The 20881-nt window shown below is 42.9% G+C and carries 18 protein-coding genes; 9 read left to right on the top strand and 9 right to left on the bottom strand.

Annotation, left to right across the window (positions count from 1 at the left end; translation table 11 throughout):
• Nucleotides 1-144 precede the first annotated feature (144 nt).
• Complete coding sequence (gene recA, locus BDE36_RS05645; RefSeq protein WP_141814075.1) at nt 145-1146, top strand: recombinase RecA; 1002 nt, start codon at nt 145-147, stop codon at nt 1144-1146.
• A 77-nt stretch (nt 1147-1223) separates the two neighbouring features.
• Here the strand turns inward: recA and BDE36_RS05640 are convergent, their stop codons facing one another.
• A complete protein-coding gene (locus BDE36_RS05640; protein ID WP_141814074.1) occupies nt 1224-2108 on the bottom strand; it encodes a FimB/Mfa2 family fimbrial subunit in 885 nt (294 codons plus the stop codon).
• Nucleotides 2109-2219: 111 nt separating this feature from the next.
• The gene (locus tag BDE36_RS05635) at nt 2220-3608 is read right to left on the bottom strand and encodes an undecaprenyl-phosphate glucose phosphotransferase (RefSeq protein WP_141814073.1); all 1389 of its coding nucleotides are present in this window, start codon (nt 3606-3608) and stop codon (nt 2220-2222) included.
• Between the two features lie 224 nt (nt 3609-3832).
• On the opposite strand from BDE36_RS05635, the gene BDE36_RS05630 reads away from it, so the two are divergent.
• The gene (locus BDE36_RS05630; RefSeq protein ID WP_141814072.1) at nt 3833-5026 is read left to right on the top strand and encodes a PAS domain S-box protein; all 1194 of its coding nucleotides are present in this window, start codon (nt 3833-3835) and stop codon (nt 5024-5026) included.
• 396 nt (nt 5027-5422) lie between these two features.
• Here the strand turns inward: BDE36_RS05630 and BDE36_RS05625 are convergent, their stop codons facing one another.
• From BDE36_RS05625 to BDE36_RS05605, 5 genes are all read right to left on the bottom strand, one after another.
• The gene (locus BDE36_RS05625; RefSeq protein WP_141814071.1) at nt 5423-5977 is read right to left on the bottom strand and encodes a hypothetical protein; all 555 of its coding nucleotides are present in this window, start codon (nt 5975-5977) and stop codon (nt 5423-5425) included.
• A gap of 62 nt (nt 5978-6039) precedes the next feature.
• Nucleotides 6040-6366: a hypothetical protein gene (locus BDE36_RS05620; RefSeq protein ID WP_141814070.1), complete on the bottom strand. Its 327-nt coding sequence runs from the start codon at nt 6364-6366 to the stop codon at nt 6040-6042.
• Nucleotides 6367-6596: 230 nt separating this feature from the next.
• Nucleotides 6597-7319: a response regulator transcription factor gene (locus BDE36_RS05615; protein WP_141814069.1), complete on the bottom strand. Its 723-nt coding sequence runs from the start codon at nt 7317-7319 to the stop codon at nt 6597-6599.
• 1137 nt (nt 7320-8456) lie between these two features.
• Nucleotides 8457-10436, bottom strand: a complete 1980-nt coding sequence (locus BDE36_RS05610; RefSeq protein ID WP_235904370.1) for an LTA synthase family protein — start codon at nt 10434-10436, stop codon at nt 8457-8459.
• 73 nt (nt 10437-10509) lie between these two features.
• The gene (locus tag BDE36_RS05605; protein ID WP_141814068.1) at nt 10510-10719 is read right to left on the bottom strand and encodes a hypothetical protein; all 210 of its coding nucleotides are present in this window, start codon (nt 10717-10719) and stop codon (nt 10510-10512) included.
• Between the two features lie 163 nt (nt 10720-10882).
• Between BDE36_RS05605 and BDE36_RS05600 the strand changes: the two genes are divergently transcribed.
• The 3 genes from BDE36_RS05600 to BDE36_RS05590 all read left to right on the top strand — a co-directional run bounded on the left by BDE36_RS05600 (nt 10883) and on the right by BDE36_RS05590 (nt 12822).
• Nucleotides 10883-11965, top strand: coding sequence for a mannose-1-phosphate guanylyltransferase (locus BDE36_RS05600; protein WP_141814067.1), 1083 nt, complete (start codon nt 10883-10885; stop codon nt 11963-11965).
• Nucleotides 11966-12108: 143 nt separating this feature from the next.
• Nucleotides 12109-12423: a type II toxin-antitoxin system HigB family toxin gene (locus tag BDE36_RS05595; RefSeq protein WP_235904369.1), complete on the top strand. Its 315-nt coding sequence runs from the start codon at nt 12109-12111 to the stop codon at nt 12421-12423.
• Nucleotides 12424-12435: 12 nt separating this feature from the next.
• On the top strand, nt 12436-12822 hold the full coding sequence (locus BDE36_RS05590; RefSeq protein ID WP_141814066.1) for a helix-turn-helix domain-containing protein: 387 nt from the start codon (nt 12436-12438) through the stop codon (nt 12820-12822).
• Here BDE36_RS05590 and rfbC read toward each other — a convergent pair.
• The gene (rfbC, locus tag BDE36_RS05585; RefSeq protein WP_141814065.1) at nt 12808-13347 is read right to left on the bottom strand and encodes a dTDP-4-dehydrorhamnose 3,5-epimerase; all 540 of its coding nucleotides are present in this window, start codon (nt 13345-13347) and stop codon (nt 12808-12810) included. The genes BDE36_RS05590 and rfbC overlap by 15 nt on opposite strands.
• Nucleotides 13348-13483: 136 nt before the next feature.
• Here rfbC and BDE36_RS05580 point away from each other — a divergent pair, with 136 nt between their 5' ends.
• Together BDE36_RS05580 and BDE36_RS05575 are read left to right on the top strand one after the other, a co-directional pair.
• Nucleotides 13484-13792, top strand: coding sequence for a helix-turn-helix domain-containing protein (locus BDE36_RS05580; RefSeq protein WP_141814064.1), 309 nt, complete (start codon nt 13484-13486; stop codon nt 13790-13792).
• Nucleotides 13793-13796: 4 nt separating this feature from the next.
• Complete coding sequence (locus BDE36_RS05575; RefSeq protein ID WP_141814063.1) at nt 13797-15050, top strand: type II toxin-antitoxin system HipA family toxin; 1254 nt, start codon at nt 13797-13799, stop codon at nt 15048-15050.
• A gap of 29 nt (nt 15051-15079) precedes the next feature.
• Here BDE36_RS05575 and BDE36_RS05570 read toward each other — a convergent pair whose 3' ends face one another.
• A complete protein-coding gene (locus BDE36_RS05570; RefSeq protein WP_161987549.1) occupies nt 15080-17233 on the bottom strand; it encodes a gliding motility-associated C-terminal domain-containing protein in 2154 nt (717 codons plus the stop codon).
• Between the two features lie 418 nt (nt 17234-17651).
• Between BDE36_RS05570 and BDE36_RS05565 the strand changes: the two genes are divergently transcribed.
• Together BDE36_RS05565 and BDE36_RS05560 are read left to right on the top strand one after the other, a co-directional pair.
• Nucleotides 17652-19247: a gliding motility protein RemB gene (locus BDE36_RS05565; protein WP_141814061.1), complete on the top strand. Its 1596-nt coding sequence runs from the start codon at nt 17652-17654 to the stop codon at nt 19245-19247.
• Between the two features lie 13 nt (nt 19248-19260).
• The gene (locus BDE36_RS05560) at nt 19261-20841 is read left to right on the top strand and encodes a gliding motility protein RemB (RefSeq protein ID WP_235904367.1); all 1581 of its coding nucleotides are present in this window, start codon (nt 19261-19263) and stop codon (nt 20839-20841) included.
• Nucleotides 20842-20881 lie beyond the last annotated feature (40 nt).

Here is a 20881-nt window from a genome sequence, read left to right as displayed (position 1 = left end):
AGTATTATTTCATAAACATGAAACAAACAACACTCAACTCGCAACCTACAACCTACAACTCGCAACCCGCAACTCATAACTCATAACTAATTTTATTAGCATTCAAAATAAATAACTATCTTTACAAATCAATAAACTAAATAAATGAGCAACGCAAGTGCAGATAAATTAAAGGCGTTACAATTAACGCTGGATAAACTGGAAAAATCATATGGTAAAGGCGCAGTAATGAAATTAGGCGATACTGCAGTAGAACCTCTTGAATCCATTTCAACGGGCTCAATAGGTCTGGATATAGCGCTGGGTATCGGCGGACTTCCTAAGGGACGTGTTATCGAAATTTACGGCCCGGAATCATCTGGTAAAACCACCCTTGCCATTCACGCCATTGCAGAATCACAAAAAAAAGGTGGAATCGCAGCATTCATTGACGCCGAGCATGCATTCGATAAGTTTTATGCCAGCAAGCTCGGAGTAGATATAGAAAATCTGCTGATTTCGCAACCCGACAATGGCGAGCAGGCGCTAGAAATAGCCGACAACCTGATTCGCTCGGGAGCAATAGATATTATTGTAATAGACTCAGTCGCTGCTCTCGTACCCAAAGGAGAGATCGAAGGCGAAATGGGCGACTCAAAAATGGGATTACAGGCACGCCTGATGTCACAAGCTTTAAGAAAGCTAACAGGTACCATTTCAAAAACGGGATGTTGCTGTATTTTCATCAACCAGCTTCGCGACAAAATCGGCGTCATGTTTGGTAATCCCGAAACGACAACCGGCGGTAACGCATTAAAGTTTTATGCGTCAGTACGCCTTGATGTTCGTCGCATATCGCAGATTAAAGATTCCGAAGAAGTTTCAGGAAACAGGGTAAAAGTAAAGGTTGTTAAAAACAAGGTAGCGCCCCCGTTCAGACTTGCCGAATTCGACATCATGTTTGGTGAAGGTATTTCAAAAGCGGGCGAAATAATCGACCTTGGAGTAGAATATGAAATCGTTAAGAAGTCGGGATCATGGTTCAGCTACGGCGACACCAAACTGGGGCAGGGTCGCGATGCTGTAAAACAACTACTGCTCGATAACCCCGACCTCATGGAAGAACTTGAAACACGGATTAAAGAAGCTGTTACAGCACATGTTTAACGATCAGTTTAGCTGAACATTTGAAAAAAGAGGCTGCAGAATTTCTGACAGCCTCTTTTTTTTCACCCTTATTCACTTCAAAATGGCTTAGCTATAGGATCGCCCCATTCTGGATTAACAGACACCGGAAATTCTCCTGACGGCATTGCAAAAACCTTCCCATAGAGGATGGTCTTCCTGTTCTTTTCGCACTTTACATTCTGCACCTTTACACCTTTTATATACTTCTTAGCAGAGTCGTAACAATATATTTGCACTGATAGATCTGAAACAACATTCAAAATACACATTCCCATTCTGGGGTTATTCCGATCGTCGTCGCTGCTGATCACTTTAGTAAACTTCTTCGTCGCAGGGACTGTTCCAATCTGAACAGACTCGGAGGCAAACATAAAAACATCCGCCTCATTTTGCACGGTGACGTCAATGCTCGCCACTTCGGCAGGCAGGCTTTCCTCTATACTTACTTCCATATAAGAGCTTACCCGGTCGAGAACAACACTCTGGCTCAGATCATCACTCCCAACCGTTATTGAAACCTTCTTAAAAAACAGGTCGTCATCCACAGCCGCAGATAGCGTCTTAGAAGTCGAAAGGGCAGTTGTGCCGCCAAAAGTGTTGTTGTAACGGCTACCTACTAAAACAACAGAATAAGTGCCCGCCGGAACCTGGTCCGTAATCTTCCCGAAATTGGCGTCGGTATCCGCCTGTTTCAAAGAATGAACCAGGTTACCGTCCTGCCCATAGATGAAATAATTCAGAAAATGAACATAATCTTTTAAAGGAACCGGATCTGACGAAATAAAACCGCCATTCTTGGTATCTGTGATTATCTGGCCGAACCCGTTTAACGTTAGGGTAAGCGAATGAAGATCGGACTCAGAAGAAGGGTTGTTTTCAGTCTTCTTACAAGAAGAGAAACATAATAACACGATGATGAATAATAAAGAAACTACTTTCACGGCAAGTCATTTTCCTGAAAATAGCATCATTCAACACCAACCTGTATTAAAAAAAATAAGAAGTTGATATTAATCAACTTCTTAAAAAAAAATTTACTTTATGGAAAAAATTTAATATGCGTTCTCTTCTCCTTTAAAGATATTGATCACTGTCATAAAAATGATCTTAATATCAAGCATAGCGCTCCAGTTTTCCATATACCAAATATCATGTTCCACACGTTTCTCCATAAGACTTGGATCTTCAGTTTCACCGCGATAACCATTTACCTGAGCCCACCCGCTAATGCCCGGCTTTAGAAATTGTCTTACCATATATCTGTCGATAATCGCACTATACTGCTCAGTATGTTTAAGCATATGAGGCCGTGGACCAATAACACTCATATTACCCAAAAGAACATTAAAGAACTGAGGCAGCTCATCCAGACTAGTTTTACGAAGAAACTGTCCGATTGGCGTAATCCGGGTATCATCCTTACGGGCCTGCATTTTATCACTTTCATTGTTAACGCGCATGCTTCTGAACTTATAGCACCAGAAAGGCTCGTTATTCCTTCCGCTCCGCAACTGTTTAAAAAACACTGGACCAGGGCTTTGCATCTTAATAATGATAGCAATAAGCGGAACAAGCCAGCTTAAAAGAAATACCAGAACAAACGTAGCAAAGACCACATCGAACGCTCTTTTTCTAAAGCGGTTCTGGATATTTTCAAGAGGTTCATTCCGTAAACTGATTACCGGAAACTCACCCAGGTAGCTAACTGTAAAAGGTGCGGCCAGGGAACCACTCAGATCCGGGACAAATTTCAGTCTCACACACTGTTTTTCAGCCTCCTCCAGCAAATACTTTGCTTCTGTCATCCTCTCAGGGGTCAACGAAACATATACATCCTTAATACCCCTGCTGGCTGCATCCGCAATCTGTTTGCAGGTAGAAGGCATGAGCCCCCCATTTTCATCAACATATAATGTTTCCTCATCATGCAGAAAGCCTTCGAACTTAAAGTTCTGACTCTTTTCAAGAAATCCCGCAAGACGAAGCCCTGTATTGTTCTTACCAAGAACAGCAACAGGGCGGCTCACATTAAAATGCCTGAAAAGCATAAATTCAAAAACAGTGCCCGTAAACCGGCTCAATAGAAATCCAAGAGTAACAACCGCATAAAATGCGAGGATAAAGCCCCTGGAAATACTATCGTCATTAGAGAATGTAATATAAAAGACGAACAATACCGCATGAAATGCTACCGCTTTCCAGGTAGCCCTGTAAATATTCACAAGATGCTCAAGAGTAGCGTCGCGGTACATCCCAAAAAGACTGGAAGAAAAAAACCAGATCAGATTACTTACTAAAAGGTAATTCTTATAGGGATAGCTGAATAATTGCGTATCAAATCCAAAAAGCAGATAATAAGCAAAAAGGAACGCAAGATTCACAAAAAGCACATCTGTTACAAGCAAAACAAGACGTAGTAGGTACAAGTAACGAGTTTGCATCGGCGTTAATTTTTGAGAGTTATTAATTATAGCAAAAATAACAAATTTTATCAACACAAGGCACTTTTGTTGATTTTTTTTAAATAAAATAATTTACTTAATATAATCTTAACAATTACAATCCATCATTAAGTGAGCAAAAGCACAAATTAGGCCCATTCATATAACTTCTTGCGAACCTTATTCCAGGCTTCCCGTATAAGCTGAAAAGTAACGCTTTTCCAATGATCAGACGTCTGCGGTTTATTAATTATCAGAATTTAACCATCCTTTATTTTGTATGTGGTATTCTCTGGATCCTTTCCACAGACTTTCTAGTATCGAGCTCTGTAAAAGCAGTTTCCAACGAAACCCCGTTTGCAATCCATTCATTCAAGGGGCTGCTGTTTATTTCCGTTTCATCCCTGTTCTTCTATTCGGTTAGTAAAAAAGCAACTACAGTTCAGCGAAAACTAAGTGAAGTAATGCAGCTCGGATTGATGGGCACGTTCGAAATTGAAGTAAACAACGGCCGGGTACTGCTTTCCGAAGAAGCGGCCACAATCTACAACATAGCACATAGGGTAACAACTATTGATCAGATACTTTCCAGACTGAACGCCGCAGAAGCGGCAGAAGTCAGAAAGACGCTGTCGTCCAAACTGGAGCATGGCACCATATACAATTTCATTCACGAACTTCATCTCTCTCCGGGACTAACCAAACATGTTAACGCGAGCTTCCGGATAAAAAGAGTAAAAGGAAACTCTTTCGTTGTAAAAGGAATTCTTCAGGATATCACCAGATTAAAGGAACTCGAAAACAAACTCAACAAAAGTTATATCGAAAAAAACCGCCTCGACATCATACTGGAGAATATCAGGACCATGGTGGTTATAACAGACTCCGAACGAAAAATCTCCTGGGTGAACAGGGCATTTGAAAATAAGCTGGGATACTCCCCCGATGAGGTAATCGGGCTGTGGCCTGCCGATATACTTTATGGCGAAAAAACCTCAGCGAACATGCTTACGAAAATTGAAGAAGCAGTAAAACAAAAAAAACACTTCACCGTCGAGTACGATATATATAAAAAGAACGGGGATACCATGTATGTAAAAATAAAAGGTTCCCCCCTTAAAAACGACGAGGGCGAGTTGCAGGGGTACATTATTCTGGCCGACGACATCACAGAAAGCAAAGAAAAGGAAACGCAGATAAGAAATCAGAACCTCTTTTTAAAAGAGATCACCTATTTAACCTCTCATGAGATCCGTCGCCCCGTAGCCTCTATCATGGCTTTAGTGCCGCTGCTGGAAGCGGCCGACAACCCTGCCGAAAGCAAAGAATGCCTCGATATGCTTCTCACTACTGCTAAAGATTTAGATCTGATTGTACGTGAAGTAAACCAGAAGATCAGCAAATTCGAATGTAATTAACGGTTCCCGACTTTATCAGATGCTAAATAACAGGCGATTTTATTATTATTTATTCAAAAACGCTGCGTTGATACCGGTAGATTTTGACAATGAGGCAATTTTTTCCATTTCGTTGAAATTAGACAAACATTTAACGATCTTTATTAAATAATACTACGTCGCTATGCTCTCTCTATTCTCTCACAGAACAAAAAAATGCCCAAGGTGTAGCTCCACTGATCTGAGCCGAATAAGAAGGTCGGTTATCGATAAGTTATTTAGTTTTGGAGGCGATGTCCGCAAGTATCGTTGCGACAAATGCTTTCATACTTTCTTTGTACACATTAAAGCACAAACAGAAAAGCAAAAACAGCAATCTGTCTGATTCTCGCGCTGCTCGTGACTTACTTATAGTTTTTAGTCCAGCTTTTCAAGAACAGAAAAGAAGGAATGGTATGCTTTTCTTAAAATGTCGGGATCTGTAATTCCATCTTCAATTCTGAGCTCCAGAAAAGGCGCTTTGTCATCTGTACTTTCCAGCAGGTATTGCACAATACCAAAGCTGAGGTCAGGTAACGATGTAAGCGTATTTCTTAACTCGGCATCACTAAATAGCTCGATAGTCTTCGCCTCGTCATTCGTTTTTACAACAAACCTTTTGTCAAAATCCCCGAATCCTAAAACCACATCCTGCATCCCGAAAAATTTCCCTATCTCATCCAGAAAACCTTCCCGGTGGATAGCAAAACGAAATGCGTCACGCCCAAAAAGATACGAGCTGAACGTCGTAAAGGCCGACCCGCTTTCAAAACCGCCCCCTAAATCTATATCCATATCAAGCAACACACGGCGGCTCTCCTGCTGAAGTACAACATGATACCCCAGGGGATCGGGGTTTATTGAAAAGTCAGCGTTAACCTGCTGCCATATAGCATCTTCGTTGAGTCCTGAGATAATTCTTTCTTCCGCCATTTTAAAGTTTATATATGTTACTATTAACGATAATATAACGCCTTTGGTTTTAAAAGAACCAGTCACCCCTCCCGATCGGCTCCGCCTTCACCCGATTCCCGGTTCAGGGCATTCGCGGTATCCTCTTTAACCCGCTCTGCAGATTCAAGCTCGAATACGGCAATATTCTTCACAAAGTTACAATATATTGTCCCGATCAGATTAATGCGCCCGCTTTCGTTGTGGCCCTCAATCAGGATCATTTCTTTAAAAACGTCCTCCTTGGAAAGCAACTTATCTGAAATAATAAAACCTTCGTCCTTTATTGTAAAATCAGCAGGATTGATAGAATGTTGTTTCAGAAGTTCCGTAAAACTGGAACTATTAAGCAATAACTCTTTTAATGGCATAAGACCTCCTATCTGTCTATTAAACAGCTTTAATTTAAATGAAAGATTGTCAAACAGCGATAATCGCAAATTACAACCCTGCAGATTTGCAATATAAGCAGGAGTATATACCTAAAACCACCCTGCAACTCAAGCCACAGGACGATTATAATTTCACAATAATATATTATTATTGGAATATTACCTAATCATTCAATACATTTAATCGTAATCTTTCCGCCGATTGAGATTCAGGCGTGCTCCAGTAAAAACGGACTGTCCAATTCACAATAACCTTTCTCACTATGCGAGCATATCAACCGGCAGATTCCGTTGTCATAGGCAAGTTTCACAAGTTCATGCCTGCTTTTAATGTCGAGTTTAGTAAATATTTTCGAGAGGTAGGTATCAACCGTCCGTATGCTAAAATGAAGCTTCCCGGCTATTTCCCGGTTACTCATGCCCTGGCAGCAAAGCACAACGATCTTAACTTCCGCCGGACTTAGTTTTTCGATAAACATCTCAGCTTTATTCACTTCGAGAATGAGCTCGCTGGCTTTCCACTGGTCGAAATAATGCTCCTCGAAGAAAAAAGAGCCATTCGTTATTTGCGTAAATGCATGAAGTATGTCCCGAACACTTTTCGAGCAATAACCACTAACTCCATAGCGCTGCAGCAAGGGCAAAAGCTCTGGCTGAAAAACAGAACTCACAGCGAGAATTTTTACGTTCTTATTAAGCTTTCTGATCAGCTGAACACTTTCTATACCATTTAATACCGGCATAAACAAATTGACGATCAGTATATCTGTGCCCAGCATTTTGGTTTTCTCAAAAAGCTCCCTGCCGTTTGAAGCGCAAAAGATCACTTTTCGCTCTAAAGAAGCACATAAATACGACACCAATACTTGTCTGAATACGGGATCGCTATCGGCGATGGCAAAACGTATTACTTTCGATTTTATATTACGCATTGCACACCGGTATGTTCAATAACTTTCATTAAAATTCTTATTCCTGTCCTCCTAAGCTAAATTTCAGATTGGCGATCTGTCTTTTCAAGATCCGAATAGAATCTGCCTTGTTTTGCTGATCGGCCTTCAACCTTTTAATAGTTGCTAAGGTACTTACATTTAGTCTGATAGAGAGTATGCATAAAACTGAGAGGGCGACGATTATTATCTTCGTTGTATTTTTCATAGAAATCTTACATTTAGAATTTCAAAGCTCAATTCTACTAACCTGTAAGCCTTTACAGTAAATGCAAGATAATATAAAACCATTAAGTTAGGAAACGTCAAACCAGCTTTCAGGATAAATTGTCAGTTTTCGGGGCTCCGCTGTCAAAATTCGGGACAGAACCAGCAAATTTTCTGCGTCAAAACCAACCTACTTCAGTTATAATCTATTTATGATATCAGGTCATATTTCATTTTGATAAGTAAGAAAGGGCAAAACTCCTTTGCCCTGCCAGGTGAGCCTAACAGCGCTCGTTGTGTAAACAACAAGCGCCTATAAACTCTGATAGCGTTAATTTATATAGGAAGAACAAACAGGTTTCATCCTGCTTGCTTTTCCATCACCAAACTTAGCGAGTGCATTAGGGATTATCAATAGTAGGAATACTATAAAAACAGCTATCAGATATAAGCAGTCAGCCTTAAACTTAACGCTTTAAACTTTAAAAAAGCTATCAAATATTGCTATTGGCTATTGGCTATTAGCGTTGGGCAATTTGCTTTAACCTTTCTGCTTTTCGCTTTAAAGGCGATTAGCTGTGGGCAATTAGCTTTAAGGGGCCTTCAACTTTCAACCCTGAACCTTCAACTCTCAATGGCTTTCCGCTATTAAGTACTTTCATCCGAGAACCCTCAACTTTCAACTCTGAACCTTCAACTCCCGTCAGAACTCCTCTTCCTCTTCAGGGTCAGGCCATGCATGCATCAGCTCCTCGTACAACCAGATATATGTAACAGTAATTAATATGATAACAGATGTCATGGGGCTTGTTTTAAATGGTTAATAATTACGTTAGTAACAGTATTTTAACGTTAAACCAACAACAAATGTTACGCCATATAAAAAAAAGTTGCCATAAAAATGAAGGCGTGTTAGGGATTATGAATTTTGAGTGATGAATTATGATTTACGGTTAACGTATTATCGATCATATGAGCATTATACTGCTGAATAAAAGCCTTTACGTGCATTTCAAGCTTATTCTGCATCGGGTCGCCGGTGTTAATAATATTACGGGACAGCAGCCGGTCGCTGCGATAATTGTACATTTCCACCGATTTCTCTCCATCGAACATCAGGACAAAGTCTCCCATAATGATCTGGTACAGGCCATCCGTAAAGTGTATAACCGGGTGGTCATCCGAATAACGAATCATATCGTTGCCAAAAGCAAAATAGGGCTTTTTGTAATGCAGGTAATTCAGCACAGTAGGCAGAATATCCGCCTGTTGCACGGGTTGATCATTCCGTCCTTTCAGATCCCCTGAAGGATCGTAAATCATAATCGGAACAGCATAAGCCCCAAGCGAAGTTTTATATTCCTCATGCCAGGCCACAGAAGAGTGGTCTGCAGTAATAACGAAGAGGGTATTGCGATACCAGGGCATACGCGACGCCGTTTTAAAAAACTGCTTCAGCGAAAAATCCGTATACCCTACGCCACGGTGCACGGGCAAGGTACCCTCAGGGAAGCGACCCTCATACTTCTCAGGGATCTTAAAAGGATGATGCGATGATACCGAAAACAGAGCGCTGAAGAAAGGCTGTTTAAAGCGGTTCAGGTTCTGTGCCCAGAACTGCATAAAAGGCTCATCCCATATCCCCCACATACCATCAAAGTCGTCATCGTTATCATACTCCGTCATGCCGTAATAATTTTTGATCCCGGCCATCTTCACAAAAGAGCTGAAGCCCATGGAGCCATTGGGGGCGCCGTGAAAAAACGATGTATGATAGCCCTCTGCCGACAGCAGGTTACCGAAGCTGTTAATCCGGTTATACGAATAGTCAGAAAGCACAAAAGGCTCCTGTATTCCGGGGATACTGGCCAGCACCGAAGGAAGGCCCTCGATCGATTTACGGCCATTCGCATAGGCGTTGGTAAACACCAGGCTGCGCTCCATCAGCGAATCCAGAAAAGGAGTATATCCCTTGTATTTCCCCCCTTCAAGGTCACGGTTAAAGCCGCCGAGATATTCACGGCTGAAACTCTCCAGCAGGATCACCACTACATTCTTTTTAATAAAAGGCGCCGCACTACTATCCGGAGCCTTAAGCGGATTATACAACGAATCCAGCTGCTGCTGCGAAAAAAACTGCTCTTTCTTTAACGACTTCGTCTTTATCGTCCGCAGCAGGGCGAAAGGAGTATTCAACACAATGTTCTGCTCGGCCGGGTTCTCAACATATTCGCCGGCGTTACTCAGCGTAATAGGGCGTGTGCTATGCCTGAAGCCACCCCTTGCACCAGCGATAAACAAACCAGCCACTACCGGAATCATCAGCAAAGAGCTCAGGTAATAAGCAACCGGATTCCTGAAAGTAACCTTATGCTTCCCGATTCGTTTATAGAGCCATACCATGGCCATTACCAACACAACCAGCAGCAGCAGCAGATACCAGTAGTCGAACAAAAACCGGGATAAGAGCCTCAGCCGGTTCTGCTCGCCCGAAAACTGCGAAAACACGGTGAAGGTAGTACGTTTCAGGGTGAAGGGATAATAAGCAATGTCGGCAATATTAGCCACCAGGGCCAGTCCGTTCACCACATAAAAGATCCCCGCAGTAATCTTCTGATAGAGGGGATGATGTCTGAATTTAAAAGGAATGATCTGGCTGGCGATATACAGCGAATTGGTATAAAGTATGGCGCTGATGTCAAACTTCAGCCCCCCTGCCAGGATCAGCAGGAACGCCCCGGCATCAATTGCCGGGAACAATGAAGTATTAAACAGGTAATAAGCTATGCGGCAAACTGTATAAAGCGCCGCAACCAAAAGCAGCTTAAGCAGCAGCGAAATGTAAATATTCTGGCCAAGGCCTCTTAAGCCCTTAAAAATCTGTCTTTCCAAGCACTACGTAAAAAAGTGTGGAAAGGTAAAAAATAATGAGATAAATTAATAAATAAGAAACGATTTATTAACCTTAACGGGCCAGGATGTAGAACCTGTGGTCGCAATGCTGGCACTGGTACTTACGAAGCGACATCCAGAAAAACATCTTGTTCACCAACTTCGAATTTGCAATCCTCTTATCGGTATAACCCTGACACTTCGGGCACATATGCAGGGGGCTGTTATCAGCCATGGAGTTATAGGTATTTCCACCTGCGTTAAATCCTGTAATGGTACTCATAGTTTTAGATTTTTGTAAAATTAAACAATATTTTATGATAAATGTTCATACCTTACGATTATTTAATAAAAAAATAACACTAGTACCTCATTTTCATTACCAATATCACTATCTTTATCGCTTTATTAACACTCGCAACTCACCACATACAACTCACAACCCAATGAACAATTACTACGCAGTTATTATGGCCGGAGGAGTAGGCAGCCGTTTCTGGCCCGTAAGCCGCACTTCTTATCCCAAACAATTTATCGACATTGCCGGTACCGGCACGAGCCTCATCCAGGCTACTTATCAGCGTTTTAAAGACATCGTACCCGAAGAAAATATCTACATTCTCACTAACGAGAAATACAGGGAGCTGGTAAAAGAACAACTAAAAGGAATTCAGTACCACCAGGTACTGTGCGAGCCGGTAATGCGCAACACCGCGCCCTGCATCGCCTATGCCTGCCACAAGATTGCCGCTCTCGATCCCGAAGCAGCGATAGTAGTGGCACCATCCGACCATCTCATACTCAATACCTCACAGTTTACAAAAGACGTAAGCAACGCACTGCAAACGGCGAGCGAGAACAACTGCCTCATTACACTGGGCATTCAGCCATCCCGGCCAGATACAGGCTATGGATACATTCGCTTCAGCGACCATCTGCTGGGAAACGGATTCCGTAAAGTGCAGCAGTTTACAGAGAAGCCCGATAAAGAACGCGCCGAAGCATTTCTGGGAAGCGGAGAGTACCTGTGGAATGCGGGGATCTTCATTTGGAGCGCCGCTGAAGTGCTAAAAGCATTTGATCAGCATCTTCCCGAAATGAATTCCTTGTTTGAGGATGCAAAAGAAATATATAACACCCCCGAAGAAGCCGAATTTCTAACCCAAAACTACGGACAGTGCCAGAACATCTCCATCGATTATGGCATCATGGAGCAGGCCGATAACGTGTATGTACTTCCGGTAGAGTTCGGCTGGTCAGATCTCGGCACCTGGGCATCCCTCTATACTCTTGCCCAAAAAGACGAGCATGAAAACGTAGTGGTTCCCTCCGGCAGCGCTATACTCTATAACAGCAGCGGCTGCATGATCAACCTCCCGGCAGGCAAAAAAATCGTAGTAAAAGGACTGAAAGATTATATTATTGCAGAGTCTAACAACACACTGATGATCGTCCCCCGCAACAGCGAGCAGGAAGTAAAACAGGTTGTAGCCGACGTCAAATCAACCTTTGGCGAAGATTTCGCTTAGAACTCTGATCGAAAAAAGTCATACTATTTTTAACATATGGCTATAAAATAGTATGACTTTTTCAAACCAATGCTTCTAATTCAGGCAACACCTTATCCTTGCCCCGCTTTCATATATCTAAATAAATTTCAAAATTTGAAATTTTGCTTATCTTTGTACTGATGGTTATCATCGCCAAAACGATCATTAATAATTTCGCAGAGAAGCATATTACATCGAAATCAGCCTTGAATAGTTGGTTTCATATTGTAAAACAATCGGACTGGCGTAATTTCTCTGATGTCAAAAACACATTTGGAAGTGTGGACGCTGTAGGTAATGATCGCTATGTATTTAATATCAAGGGCAATGATTTTAGGTTAGTTGCTATGATTTTTTTCGATAAGCGGACCGTCTACATACGTTTCGTCGGTACGCATGCCGAGTATGACAAGATCGCGGATTGTTCACGTGTATAAAAGGAAAAACTAATGATAGACAGGATCAGGAACGAAAAGCAGTATAATCAGGTGATGTCTTTGATAGAAAACTTCATTCAAAAGGCTACCGATGGAGGAGGGTTCCATTCATTGAGCAAGAAAGAAGCCGATGAACTGGAGCGGCTTGGCTTATTGGCAGAGAAGTTTGAGGACGAAGTATTGAAGGTTATGCCAATGCGCTTAACCATTAGCTCTGTCGTACAGGCGAAAAAAGAAGAACTTGGAGTCACTCAAAAAGGGCTGGCATCTATGCTGGGTATAAGTGCACCAAAACTATCACAAATATTAAGCGGCAAACGCGAACCCGATGTTCCCTTCCTTAAATCCCTTCATGAGAAACTGGGGATAGATGGTAATTTTATATTACAACAAATCTAAACCCGGCAGCACAAGGTCTTTATCCGACACCAGCAATTGCTCGGCAGGAACCTGCCAGTCGATATTCAACGCAGGATCGGCGTAGTGTAAACCGCCTTCCGACGCCTTGTTATAGTAATTGTCGCATTTATAAAAAAACTCCGCCTGCTCAGAGAGCACCACAAAGCCGTGAGCAAAACCACGCGGAATAAAAAACTGCAGTTTATTCTCCTCGCTTAATACAACACTATAGTGCTGACCGTAAGTAGCCGAGCCACGGCGAAGATCGACAGCAACATCCAATACCTCACCCTTCAATACCCTTACGAGCTTCGCCTGCGCATGCTCACCCTTTTGGAAATGAAGACCCCGCAAAACACCATACGACGACATCGACTGGTTATCCTGCACAAAGTGAATATTCAGGCCCGTTTTCTCATTAAACCGCTGTTCATTAAAACTCTCGAAAAAGTACCCGCGCGGATCAGGAAATACAGCAGGCTTTATAATATAACAACCCTCAAGAGGTGTAGTAATTAATTCCATTCTATCGCAAAAATACGTCTAAAACACCAACGCACAACACATAACCCATAATTCATAACTTATAATCCATACTCACAACTCATAACGTTTTATAAAATAAACAATAATCTTATATTTGTACAACATATACGACATTATGAAGCAGCATCTTGTATTATTACCAAAGGCGCAGAAAGTACTTAACAATTTTGGAGAAAACATCAAACTGGCCCGTTTGCGCCGAAAACTGAGTACTGAACAAGTATCTGAAAGGGCAGGCATCAGCAGATCCACCCTGTGGCAAATTGAGAAAGGCACACCAACAGTCGCCATGGGAGCCTATTTCCAGGTATTATTCGTCCTCGGCCTTGAGAGTGATTTTCTGAAGCTGGGCGCCGACGATGAACTCGGCAGAAAACTACAGGACGCAGGCTTACTTGTAAAGGAAAGAGCTCCTAAAAAATAAAACTATGGCGTCGAAAATTTTCGTTTATGCAGATTGGGCTGGATTACCACGAACCATACAGGTTGGCACATTGAGTGCAGAGGTTGTAAGAGGAAGAGAAATATTTTCCTTTGAATATAGCGAGCATTGGCTTCAGTGGCCACAAGCCCAGATTCTCGATCCCGACTTACAATTATATTCAGGCCCGCAATATCTGGCCGATGGTAAGCCGAATTTTGGCATGTTCCTTGATTCATCGCCTGATCGTTGGGGAAGGGTCCTAATGAAAAGACGGGAGGCGATCATTTCGCGTCAGGAAGAACGAAAACCGCGTATCCTGAATGAGTCAGACTTCCTATTGGGCGTGTTTGACGGAACCCGAATGGGCGGGCTTCGATTCAAAACCAGCGAAGACGGAGAATATTTGAGTCACGCTACCGAGCTCGCTGCACCGCCCTGGGTTAACCTGCGTGACCTCGAATATGCCAGTTTACGCCTTGAAAACGAAGAGATGACTTCAACTGAAGAACTACGTTGGCTAAACATGCTGATGGCTCCCGGTTCTTCTCTAGGCGGAGCCAGGCCTAAAGCCAGTGTGAACGATCCGGAAGGAAATTTGTGGATAGCCAAGTTCCCAAGTATCAATGATGAACACAATATTGGAGCATGGGAAATGGTTGTTTATGAACTGGCGGTGAACTCGGGTATCACAGTCGCACCTGCACGGCTTCAGCAATTTTCCGGAAGGCATCATACCTTTCTGACAAGGCGATTCGATCGCGTCCAGCAAACCACCAGAATACACTTTGCATCAGCGATGACCCTGCTTGGCCAGCAAGACGGCACTGATTTTCACACAGGGGCAAGCTATTTGGACATCGCAGCTTTTATCATTCAAAACGGGCGTCAGGTTAACAATAACCTAAAGGAGCTGTGGGCAAGGATCGTTTTCAATATCATGGTAAAAAATACCGATGATCACTTGCGCAACCATGGATTTTTATTGCGGGAAGACGGCTGGGAACTTTCACCAGCCTACGATATGAATGCCAACCCACAAGGCAACGGTTTGACTTTAAATATTTCAGAAAACGACAATTCTCTTGACCCGGAATTAGCCCTGTCGGTCGCAAAACATTTCCGGCTAAAGCCACAGGAAGCCAGCGCTATTTTTAACAACATTAAAAACGCAGTATCCAAATGGCCGGCCATTGCTGCCAAATATAAATTATCACGCCGGGAACAGGAAAACATGGCTATGGCATTTCATAACTCATAATTCATAACCCATAATTCATCACTTAAAACCTAGCGTATCAAATAAACGATCCCCGTTTTCCGCGGTGCCGACTGGTTAAAACTCATGCCCTGCCATTCAGAGCCATCGCAGAAGACGGCAGAGATTGCCCAGAGATAGATACCCTGCGCCGCATCCTGACCACCAATCTTACCATCCCAGCCTTCCGCAGGACTGCCGTCAGGGTTCAGCTTAGTAGTTTCCCAGATCAGCTGGTCCCACTTATTATAAACCCTCATCTGCCAGCGCGAAAGTTTCCGTCCTTTCACTATAAAGTGGGTAAGTTCCTCCACCGCACTGTTAGGCCTAAATGCATTCGGCACAAACAGCGTACCCTCCTCGCTCTCCACCACATTCAGAAGAACGGCATACGATACCAGCTTCTGCCCGCAAGGATTAGAGATCAGCGCCCGGTAACGCGACCGGTTCTTGCTCAGCGAAACGCTCCGCAGCGTTAAAATCCGGTCGGTGGCGCCCGGTATGTCGGTCCACGAATCATAACCGGAATCCTCCTGCCACTGGTACTTCACATCAGGCCCGCTTGTTTCCACAGAAAATTCAGCGCTTTTCCCCTCCACAATCTTCCGTGGAGCAGGTTGTGCAGCAATACCAATAGACGCCATATTTACCCGGATAGTATAGCTGAACTCACAGCCCGCAGCCAGCCTGCGGTAAGCCTTATACGTACCCGACTCAGATATTTTCGCAACCGGCATAGGCATACCTCTGCTTGCTGTGGTGTTATCCTCTTTGTATAGAGAGTATCCTTTAGGTAAAGCCAGATCAGCAACAGAAACCGGGCAATAAAAGGTGAGATTTAAATCCCCGGGAGGCAATGGCGGTTCCAGCGCCAGCACCAGGGGACTGCGAACGCCAGAACAATCATATTGAGAAAAAGCCTTATCCGAAGCTACTTTCCAGCTCTTGTCCGGATTTACGTTTCCCGAGTATTGCAGCCAGCCATATTTAGAAACAGGCGCGGGAGCACAACCCAACAATTCAGCATCATCAATTAGCTGCATTTTATAGCGCACTTTCAACTGGCCATCTGCCGGTACAGCCCCACCTCTTGAAGCATTCGCTCCCTCTCCCAGTCTAACCAGCACCCGCCTTCCAGCCTCCATATACTCTCCTGCATCATCAACGCTCTGGTCACTCAGGGCTTTCCAGTTGCCATTAATGTCTTGAACTTCTATAGATCCCTTTACGTATGCAAAGAGAGAAGGAATGGTATCGATAAAAACAGTGTTCGTACTTCCGTCATTACCTGTGTTCTTCAAGTCATACTGCAGTTCAACAGTTTCTCCGGCTTGTACTGAAATACCATATTTGCTGATGTTGCGGTATTGGTGAGATAATTGAATGTTGGGATTGTAGATGTCTATTGAGGCCGTAAGGACGCCTATCAAATATGATTCAATATCGGTGTCCAAATTTATCAGAGCAGATCTGGCACCATTTTTCAAATACCTAAAATCCGCATTATTCAAGTGAATAATGCTAGATTCATAACCGAGCGTATTATTATAAGCGGGATTTCTACTTTGAACGACTTCCCCGTTATTTGTAATAGAACTATTGAATAGGTTATCTGAATTATGTGCCGAATCAAAAACTTTTTGATTGTTAATTTCTAAGTAGTCTCCACTATAACTCCGATCTCCATCATAAGCAACAAACCCAAAATCAAAGTTAACAGGACCGTTGGGAGGAGAAAAAAAACCTGAAATACTAAACTCTACGTTGCTTAGGAAATTGATACCTACGAGCCCTTCAAAAACAGATAAGTTTCGTAGAGGCATAAGGTCGTGCTTATAAGCAATTACTATCGTCCATCCGGCATATACGTTAACAACCCCTTCATCTGCCACAACATTTGCAACTGTAAAAGTACCGTTTGACGGTTGACTCAACTTTACGATACTAGTGATATCTTTAAAAGACTGTCCCCCCCACGTTTTATCTGCAGTTAAATCAATATACGCCGTAGCTCCTGGCTTCTTTAACTTAATTTTATTTTTATCTTTAAATCTACTATTTGTAGAGCTAATAGCTCCTCCCCAATAAAGCCCTGCGAAAGTTATAGAGGAACAGTCAGGAAGGATCAGATCTGCCGAGCTGCTGCTGAATGTTTCAGTTGATGCATCAATGTCAATATAATGCATAATAAAATTATTATTATCACTTTTTCCATTAGGAGGTAACTCATTTACTGCATCACAATTTTCACAACTAAGAATAGTATTGGAAACATACACAATGCCGCCCTTTTGCTCCGTCTGGTAACGTAATTTAAAAGGACTTACAGTTTGGGAATTAACTTTAACAGCTTGTAATATCAATGAAATTATCAAAAAAACGAAAAAAGGCTTTATCTTCATCACCATCCGTCATTAATGTCTTTGATCGTTAATACGCTGACCTTATGACGAAGTTTAAACTCGCATTATTTTTTTTCTGTATAGCGAATCTTTACTATCTTTCTCCCGGCTTTCAATTACTCACTCTTGGCGGCTCTTGATACTTGATACCAGCTACTTGTTACTTGATAAAACTTTTTTCCTTTAAATTTATTTTTACAGAATGAAGAAAATCAGCCTCGCCGCCGTCCTTATTTGCGGAACGCTCTTCAGCGCTTCCGCACAGATGGCTTCACAGCCCTATTCATATTCCTTTTATCAAAAGCTAAACAGGGATATGTATAATATAAATACCAAAACACATAGCTCACTGAAACCATTCTTTATTGGCGACAGTCTGCTTCTTAAGGCCGACTCGATAACCGCCGGGTATTCAGAAGGCAGCGGTATTCTAAGCCGCAGGTTCTTCAATAACCACCAGGCCGAAGTAAAAAAAGAAAATTATACCTTGTATGCCGACTTCCTACCCGATATTACTCTTGGAAGAGATGGCGAAAATGACAAGAGTACATGGCTTCGCTCCTTTGGCTACCAGATAGGCGGAACCATCAGCAATAAATTATCCTTCCATACCAGCGGATTTTTCAATAAAGCGAAGCTCCCAAGCTATTACAGCCGGTACATCCAGGAACACAAAGTATTGCCCGGCCAGCGGCATAAGATCAATCGCCCCGACAGCACACTAACAGATGAAGCCGACTGGAATTACTTTACCGGGCAGGTATCTTATACCCCCATTAAATACATTAATATCCAGGCAGGATACGATAAAAACTTCATCGGCGACGGTTACCGCTCGCTGCTGCTGAGCGACTTTGGCTCGCCTTATCCTTTTCTTAAACTTACCGGAACATTGGGCGCCGTGCGCTACATGGCCATGTGGAGCTCGCTGCAGGATCCATCCGCACCTAAGTTTGAAAAGGCAGACCGAAGAAAAGGAGCGATATTTCACTATCTCGACTGGAATGTAACCAAACGCCTCTCTGTCGGCTTCTTTGATGCGGTGGTATGGGCAACGCATGATAGCTTAGGCAACAAAAGAGGATTCGATCCCGGATATGCCAGCCCGATTATCTTTTTACGTCCCGTAGAATCCGACGGCGGATCACCCGACAATGCCGTTATGGGTTTCACGGCCAAATACGAGCTGTTTGATAAAATGGCTGTATACGGTCAATTTGCACTCGATGAGTTCCAGGCGAAAGAATTCTTTTCGGGCGATGGTAGCTCGAGGAATAAATGGGGAGTACAATTAGGCGTCAGAGGGGCCGACCTGCTGAAAGTGCCGCGTCTCAACTACCTGCTTGAGTTCAATACCGCCCGGCCCTATACCTTCAGCGAGCGAATCGCAGTGGTTAATTACGCTCACTATAACGAACCTCTCGGGCACCCTTATGGGGCTAACTTCAGGGAAACCATTGGAATGTTAAACTATTCAATTAAACGTTTCGAGATCAGCACGCAGTTACTTTATTCACGATACGGCAAAGACATTGACGGCCTGAATTATGGAAGAGACCTGTTTAAGCCCTATACCCAACCAGCGCGCGACAACGGAAATTATATCGGCCAGGGTCTCGGAACAGATCTGTACTATACAGATACGCGTGTTGCCTTCCTTTTAAATCCGGCTTATAATCTTCGTCTTGAAGCAGGCTTAATAACCCGCAACGAGAAAAACCGCATGGAGAAAAATAATACCACCCTGTTCACCTTTGGACTTCGTACATCATTCAGAAACCTCTACCAGGACTTCTAATACCCCCGAACAAATGAAAAGATATTATATAATAAGCACTATTGCAATCATCCTGATAGCAGCAGCCGTTCAACGAGCATCCGCCCAGGCAGGCTATCTGTCCTATTCGTTCCATTTTTACCAACAGCTTAACAAAGAGATCTACGACCCAAATACACGGGTACACAGCTCCTTAAAACCTTTTTATATCAAAGAAGACAGCATCATTACCCAGGCGACCGACTCTCTGCTTAACCGGGGAGTTGACAGCAGCAGGCATGGCTGGATCAGCAGAAAACTTTTTAACGAGCACCTGTTTCAGGTAAACAAGGATGATTATACTTTCTACGGAGATTTTCTTCCCGATTTTATTATTGGCCGCGACTTTTCCGGAAAGAAAACCACCTGGCAGAATACAAGAGGATATCAGTTTGGCGGAACAGTCGGTAAAAAGTTTTCGTTTTATACCAGCGGTTACGAGAATCAGGGTAAATTCCCTAAATACTATCAGGATTTTTCTGAGAAATACCGCATTGTTCCAGGCCAAACGAACGAGTTCTTCGGAACACAGCAAGAGCAAAAGGACTGGCAATACGTAACTGCAAATATCTCCTATACACCGGCCGATTTTATCAATATTTCCCTGGCCTACGATAAGATATTTATAGGCGACGGATATCGCTCACTCCTTCTTTCGGACGCCACCTCTCCTTATCCCTTCATAAAGATTACAGGCAGCTATAAGAACATCCAGTATACTGGCGTATGGGCATCACTTCAGGATCCTTCAGCGCCTGCATATTCCTACGAAACAGGTAACCGAAGAAAGGGAGCTGTATTTCATTACCTCGACTGGAATATCACGCCCCGTTTATCCTTAGGCTTCTTCGATGCGTTAATCTGGGAAGTAAAGAATGAAGCGGGCAGTAAAAGTGGGTTAAAAGCTCAATACATTAATCCCATTATCTTTCTGAACCCCGCCATTTCTTCAGGCAGTGAAAATTCGGTGGTAGGCTTCACCGGCAAATACGAAGTGCTAGATAAAACAACACTGTATGGCCAGTTAGTGCTCGACGGTATAAAAAACGATTCAAAAGACCTGTGGGGGTTACAAGCAGGGATAAAAGGCACAGACCTGGCAGGAGCAGAAGCGCTAACCTATATACTCGAATACAATACAGTAAAGCCCTATACCTTTGCACAAACAAACCGCGTAATAAACTATGCACACTATAACCAGCCTTTGGGTCATTTATACGGAGCGAATTTCCGAGAAATGCTTGGTATATTAGGTTATACCTACAAACGCTTCGGCTTTACAGGAGAAGTCCTGTTCTCCCGCTATGGACTTGATAGAGATGGTGTGAACTATGGAAAAGACATATTTAATACAACCGATATTGGAAGTGCAGGAACATCTACAGGACAGGGATTAAGTACCGATCTGTTTTACCTGGACGGCAAAGTGTCATACTTGCTTAATCCCAAATACAATCTTCGCTTCGAGATTGGAGGAGTTTTCAGAAAAGAGAAAAACAGTTTAGTAAATAACAATACCGCATGGATGACTTTCGGACTACGCAGCTCATTCAGGAACCTGTATAAGGACTTTTAGAAGCAATCAAATCGGCTTAGTAAACACTTAAAAATAAGAG

The organism is Arcticibacter tournemirensis (genome assembly GCF_006716645.1).
Classification (GTDB): Bacteria; Bacteroidota; Bacteroidia; order Sphingobacteriales; family Sphingobacteriaceae; genus Arcticibacter; species Arcticibacter tournemirensis.
The sequence above is the reverse complement of the archived record's forward strand: the minus strand, read 5'-3'. Positions and strand labels throughout refer to the sequence as shown.

Excerpts from the sequence above, each read along its gene's own strand:
- BDE36_RS05575 (WP_141814063.1), top strand. The coding sequence starts at position 13,797 with ATGGCGTCGAAAATTTTCGTTTATGCAGATTGGGCTGGATTACCACGA.
- recA (WP_141814075.1), top strand. The coding sequence starts at position 145 with ATGAGCAACGCAAGTGCAGATAAATTAAAGGCGTTACAATTAACGCTG.
- BDE36_RS05560 (WP_235904367.1), top strand. The coding sequence starts at position 19,261 with ATGAAAAGATATTATATAATAAGCACTATTGCAATCATCCTGATAGCA.
- BDE36_RS05570 (WP_161987549.1), bottom strand. The coding sequence starts at position 17,233 with ATGCATTATATTGACATTGATGCATCAACTGAAACATTCAGCAGCAGC.
- BDE36_RS05590 (WP_141814066.1), top strand. The coding sequence starts at position 12,436 with ATGATAGACAGGATCAGGAACGAAAAGCAGTATAATCAGGTGATGTCT.
- BDE36_RS05600 (WP_141814067.1), top strand. The coding sequence starts at position 10,883 with ATGAACAATTACTACGCAGTTATTATGGCCGGAGGAGTAGGCAGCCGT.
- BDE36_RS05580 (WP_141814064.1), top strand. The coding sequence starts at position 13,484 with ATGAAGCAGCATCTTGTATTATTACCAAAGGCGCAGAAAGTACTTAAC.
- BDE36_RS05615 (WP_141814069.1), bottom strand. The coding sequence starts at position 7,319 with ATGCGTAATATAAAATCGAAAGTAATACGTTTTGCCATCGCCGATAGC.
- BDE36_RS05635 (WP_141814073.1), bottom strand. The coding sequence starts at position 3,608 with ATGCAAACTCGTTACTTGTACCTACTACGTCTTGTTTTGCTTGTAACA.
- rfbC (WP_141814065.1), bottom strand. The coding sequence starts at position 13,347 with ATGGAATTAATTACTACACCTCTTGAGGGTTGTTATATTATAAAGCCT.
- BDE36_RS05565 (WP_141814061.1), top strand. The coding sequence starts at position 17,652 with ATGAAGAAAATCAGCCTCGCCGCCGTCCTTATTTGCGGAACGCTCTTC.
- BDE36_RS05630 (WP_141814072.1), top strand. The coding sequence starts at position 3,833 with ATGATCAGACGTCTGCGGTTTATTAATTATCAGAATTTAACCATCCTT.
- BDE36_RS05625 (WP_141814071.1), bottom strand. The coding sequence starts at position 5,977 with ATGGCGGAAGAAAGAATTATCTCAGGACTCAACGAAGATGCTATATGG.
- BDE36_RS05605 (WP_141814068.1), bottom strand. The coding sequence starts at position 10,719 with ATGAGTACCATTACAGGATTTAACGCAGGTGGAAATACCTATAACTCC.
- BDE36_RS05620 (WP_141814070.1), bottom strand. The coding sequence starts at position 6,366 with ATGCCATTAAAAGAGTTATTGCTTAATAGTTCCAGTTTTACGGAACTT.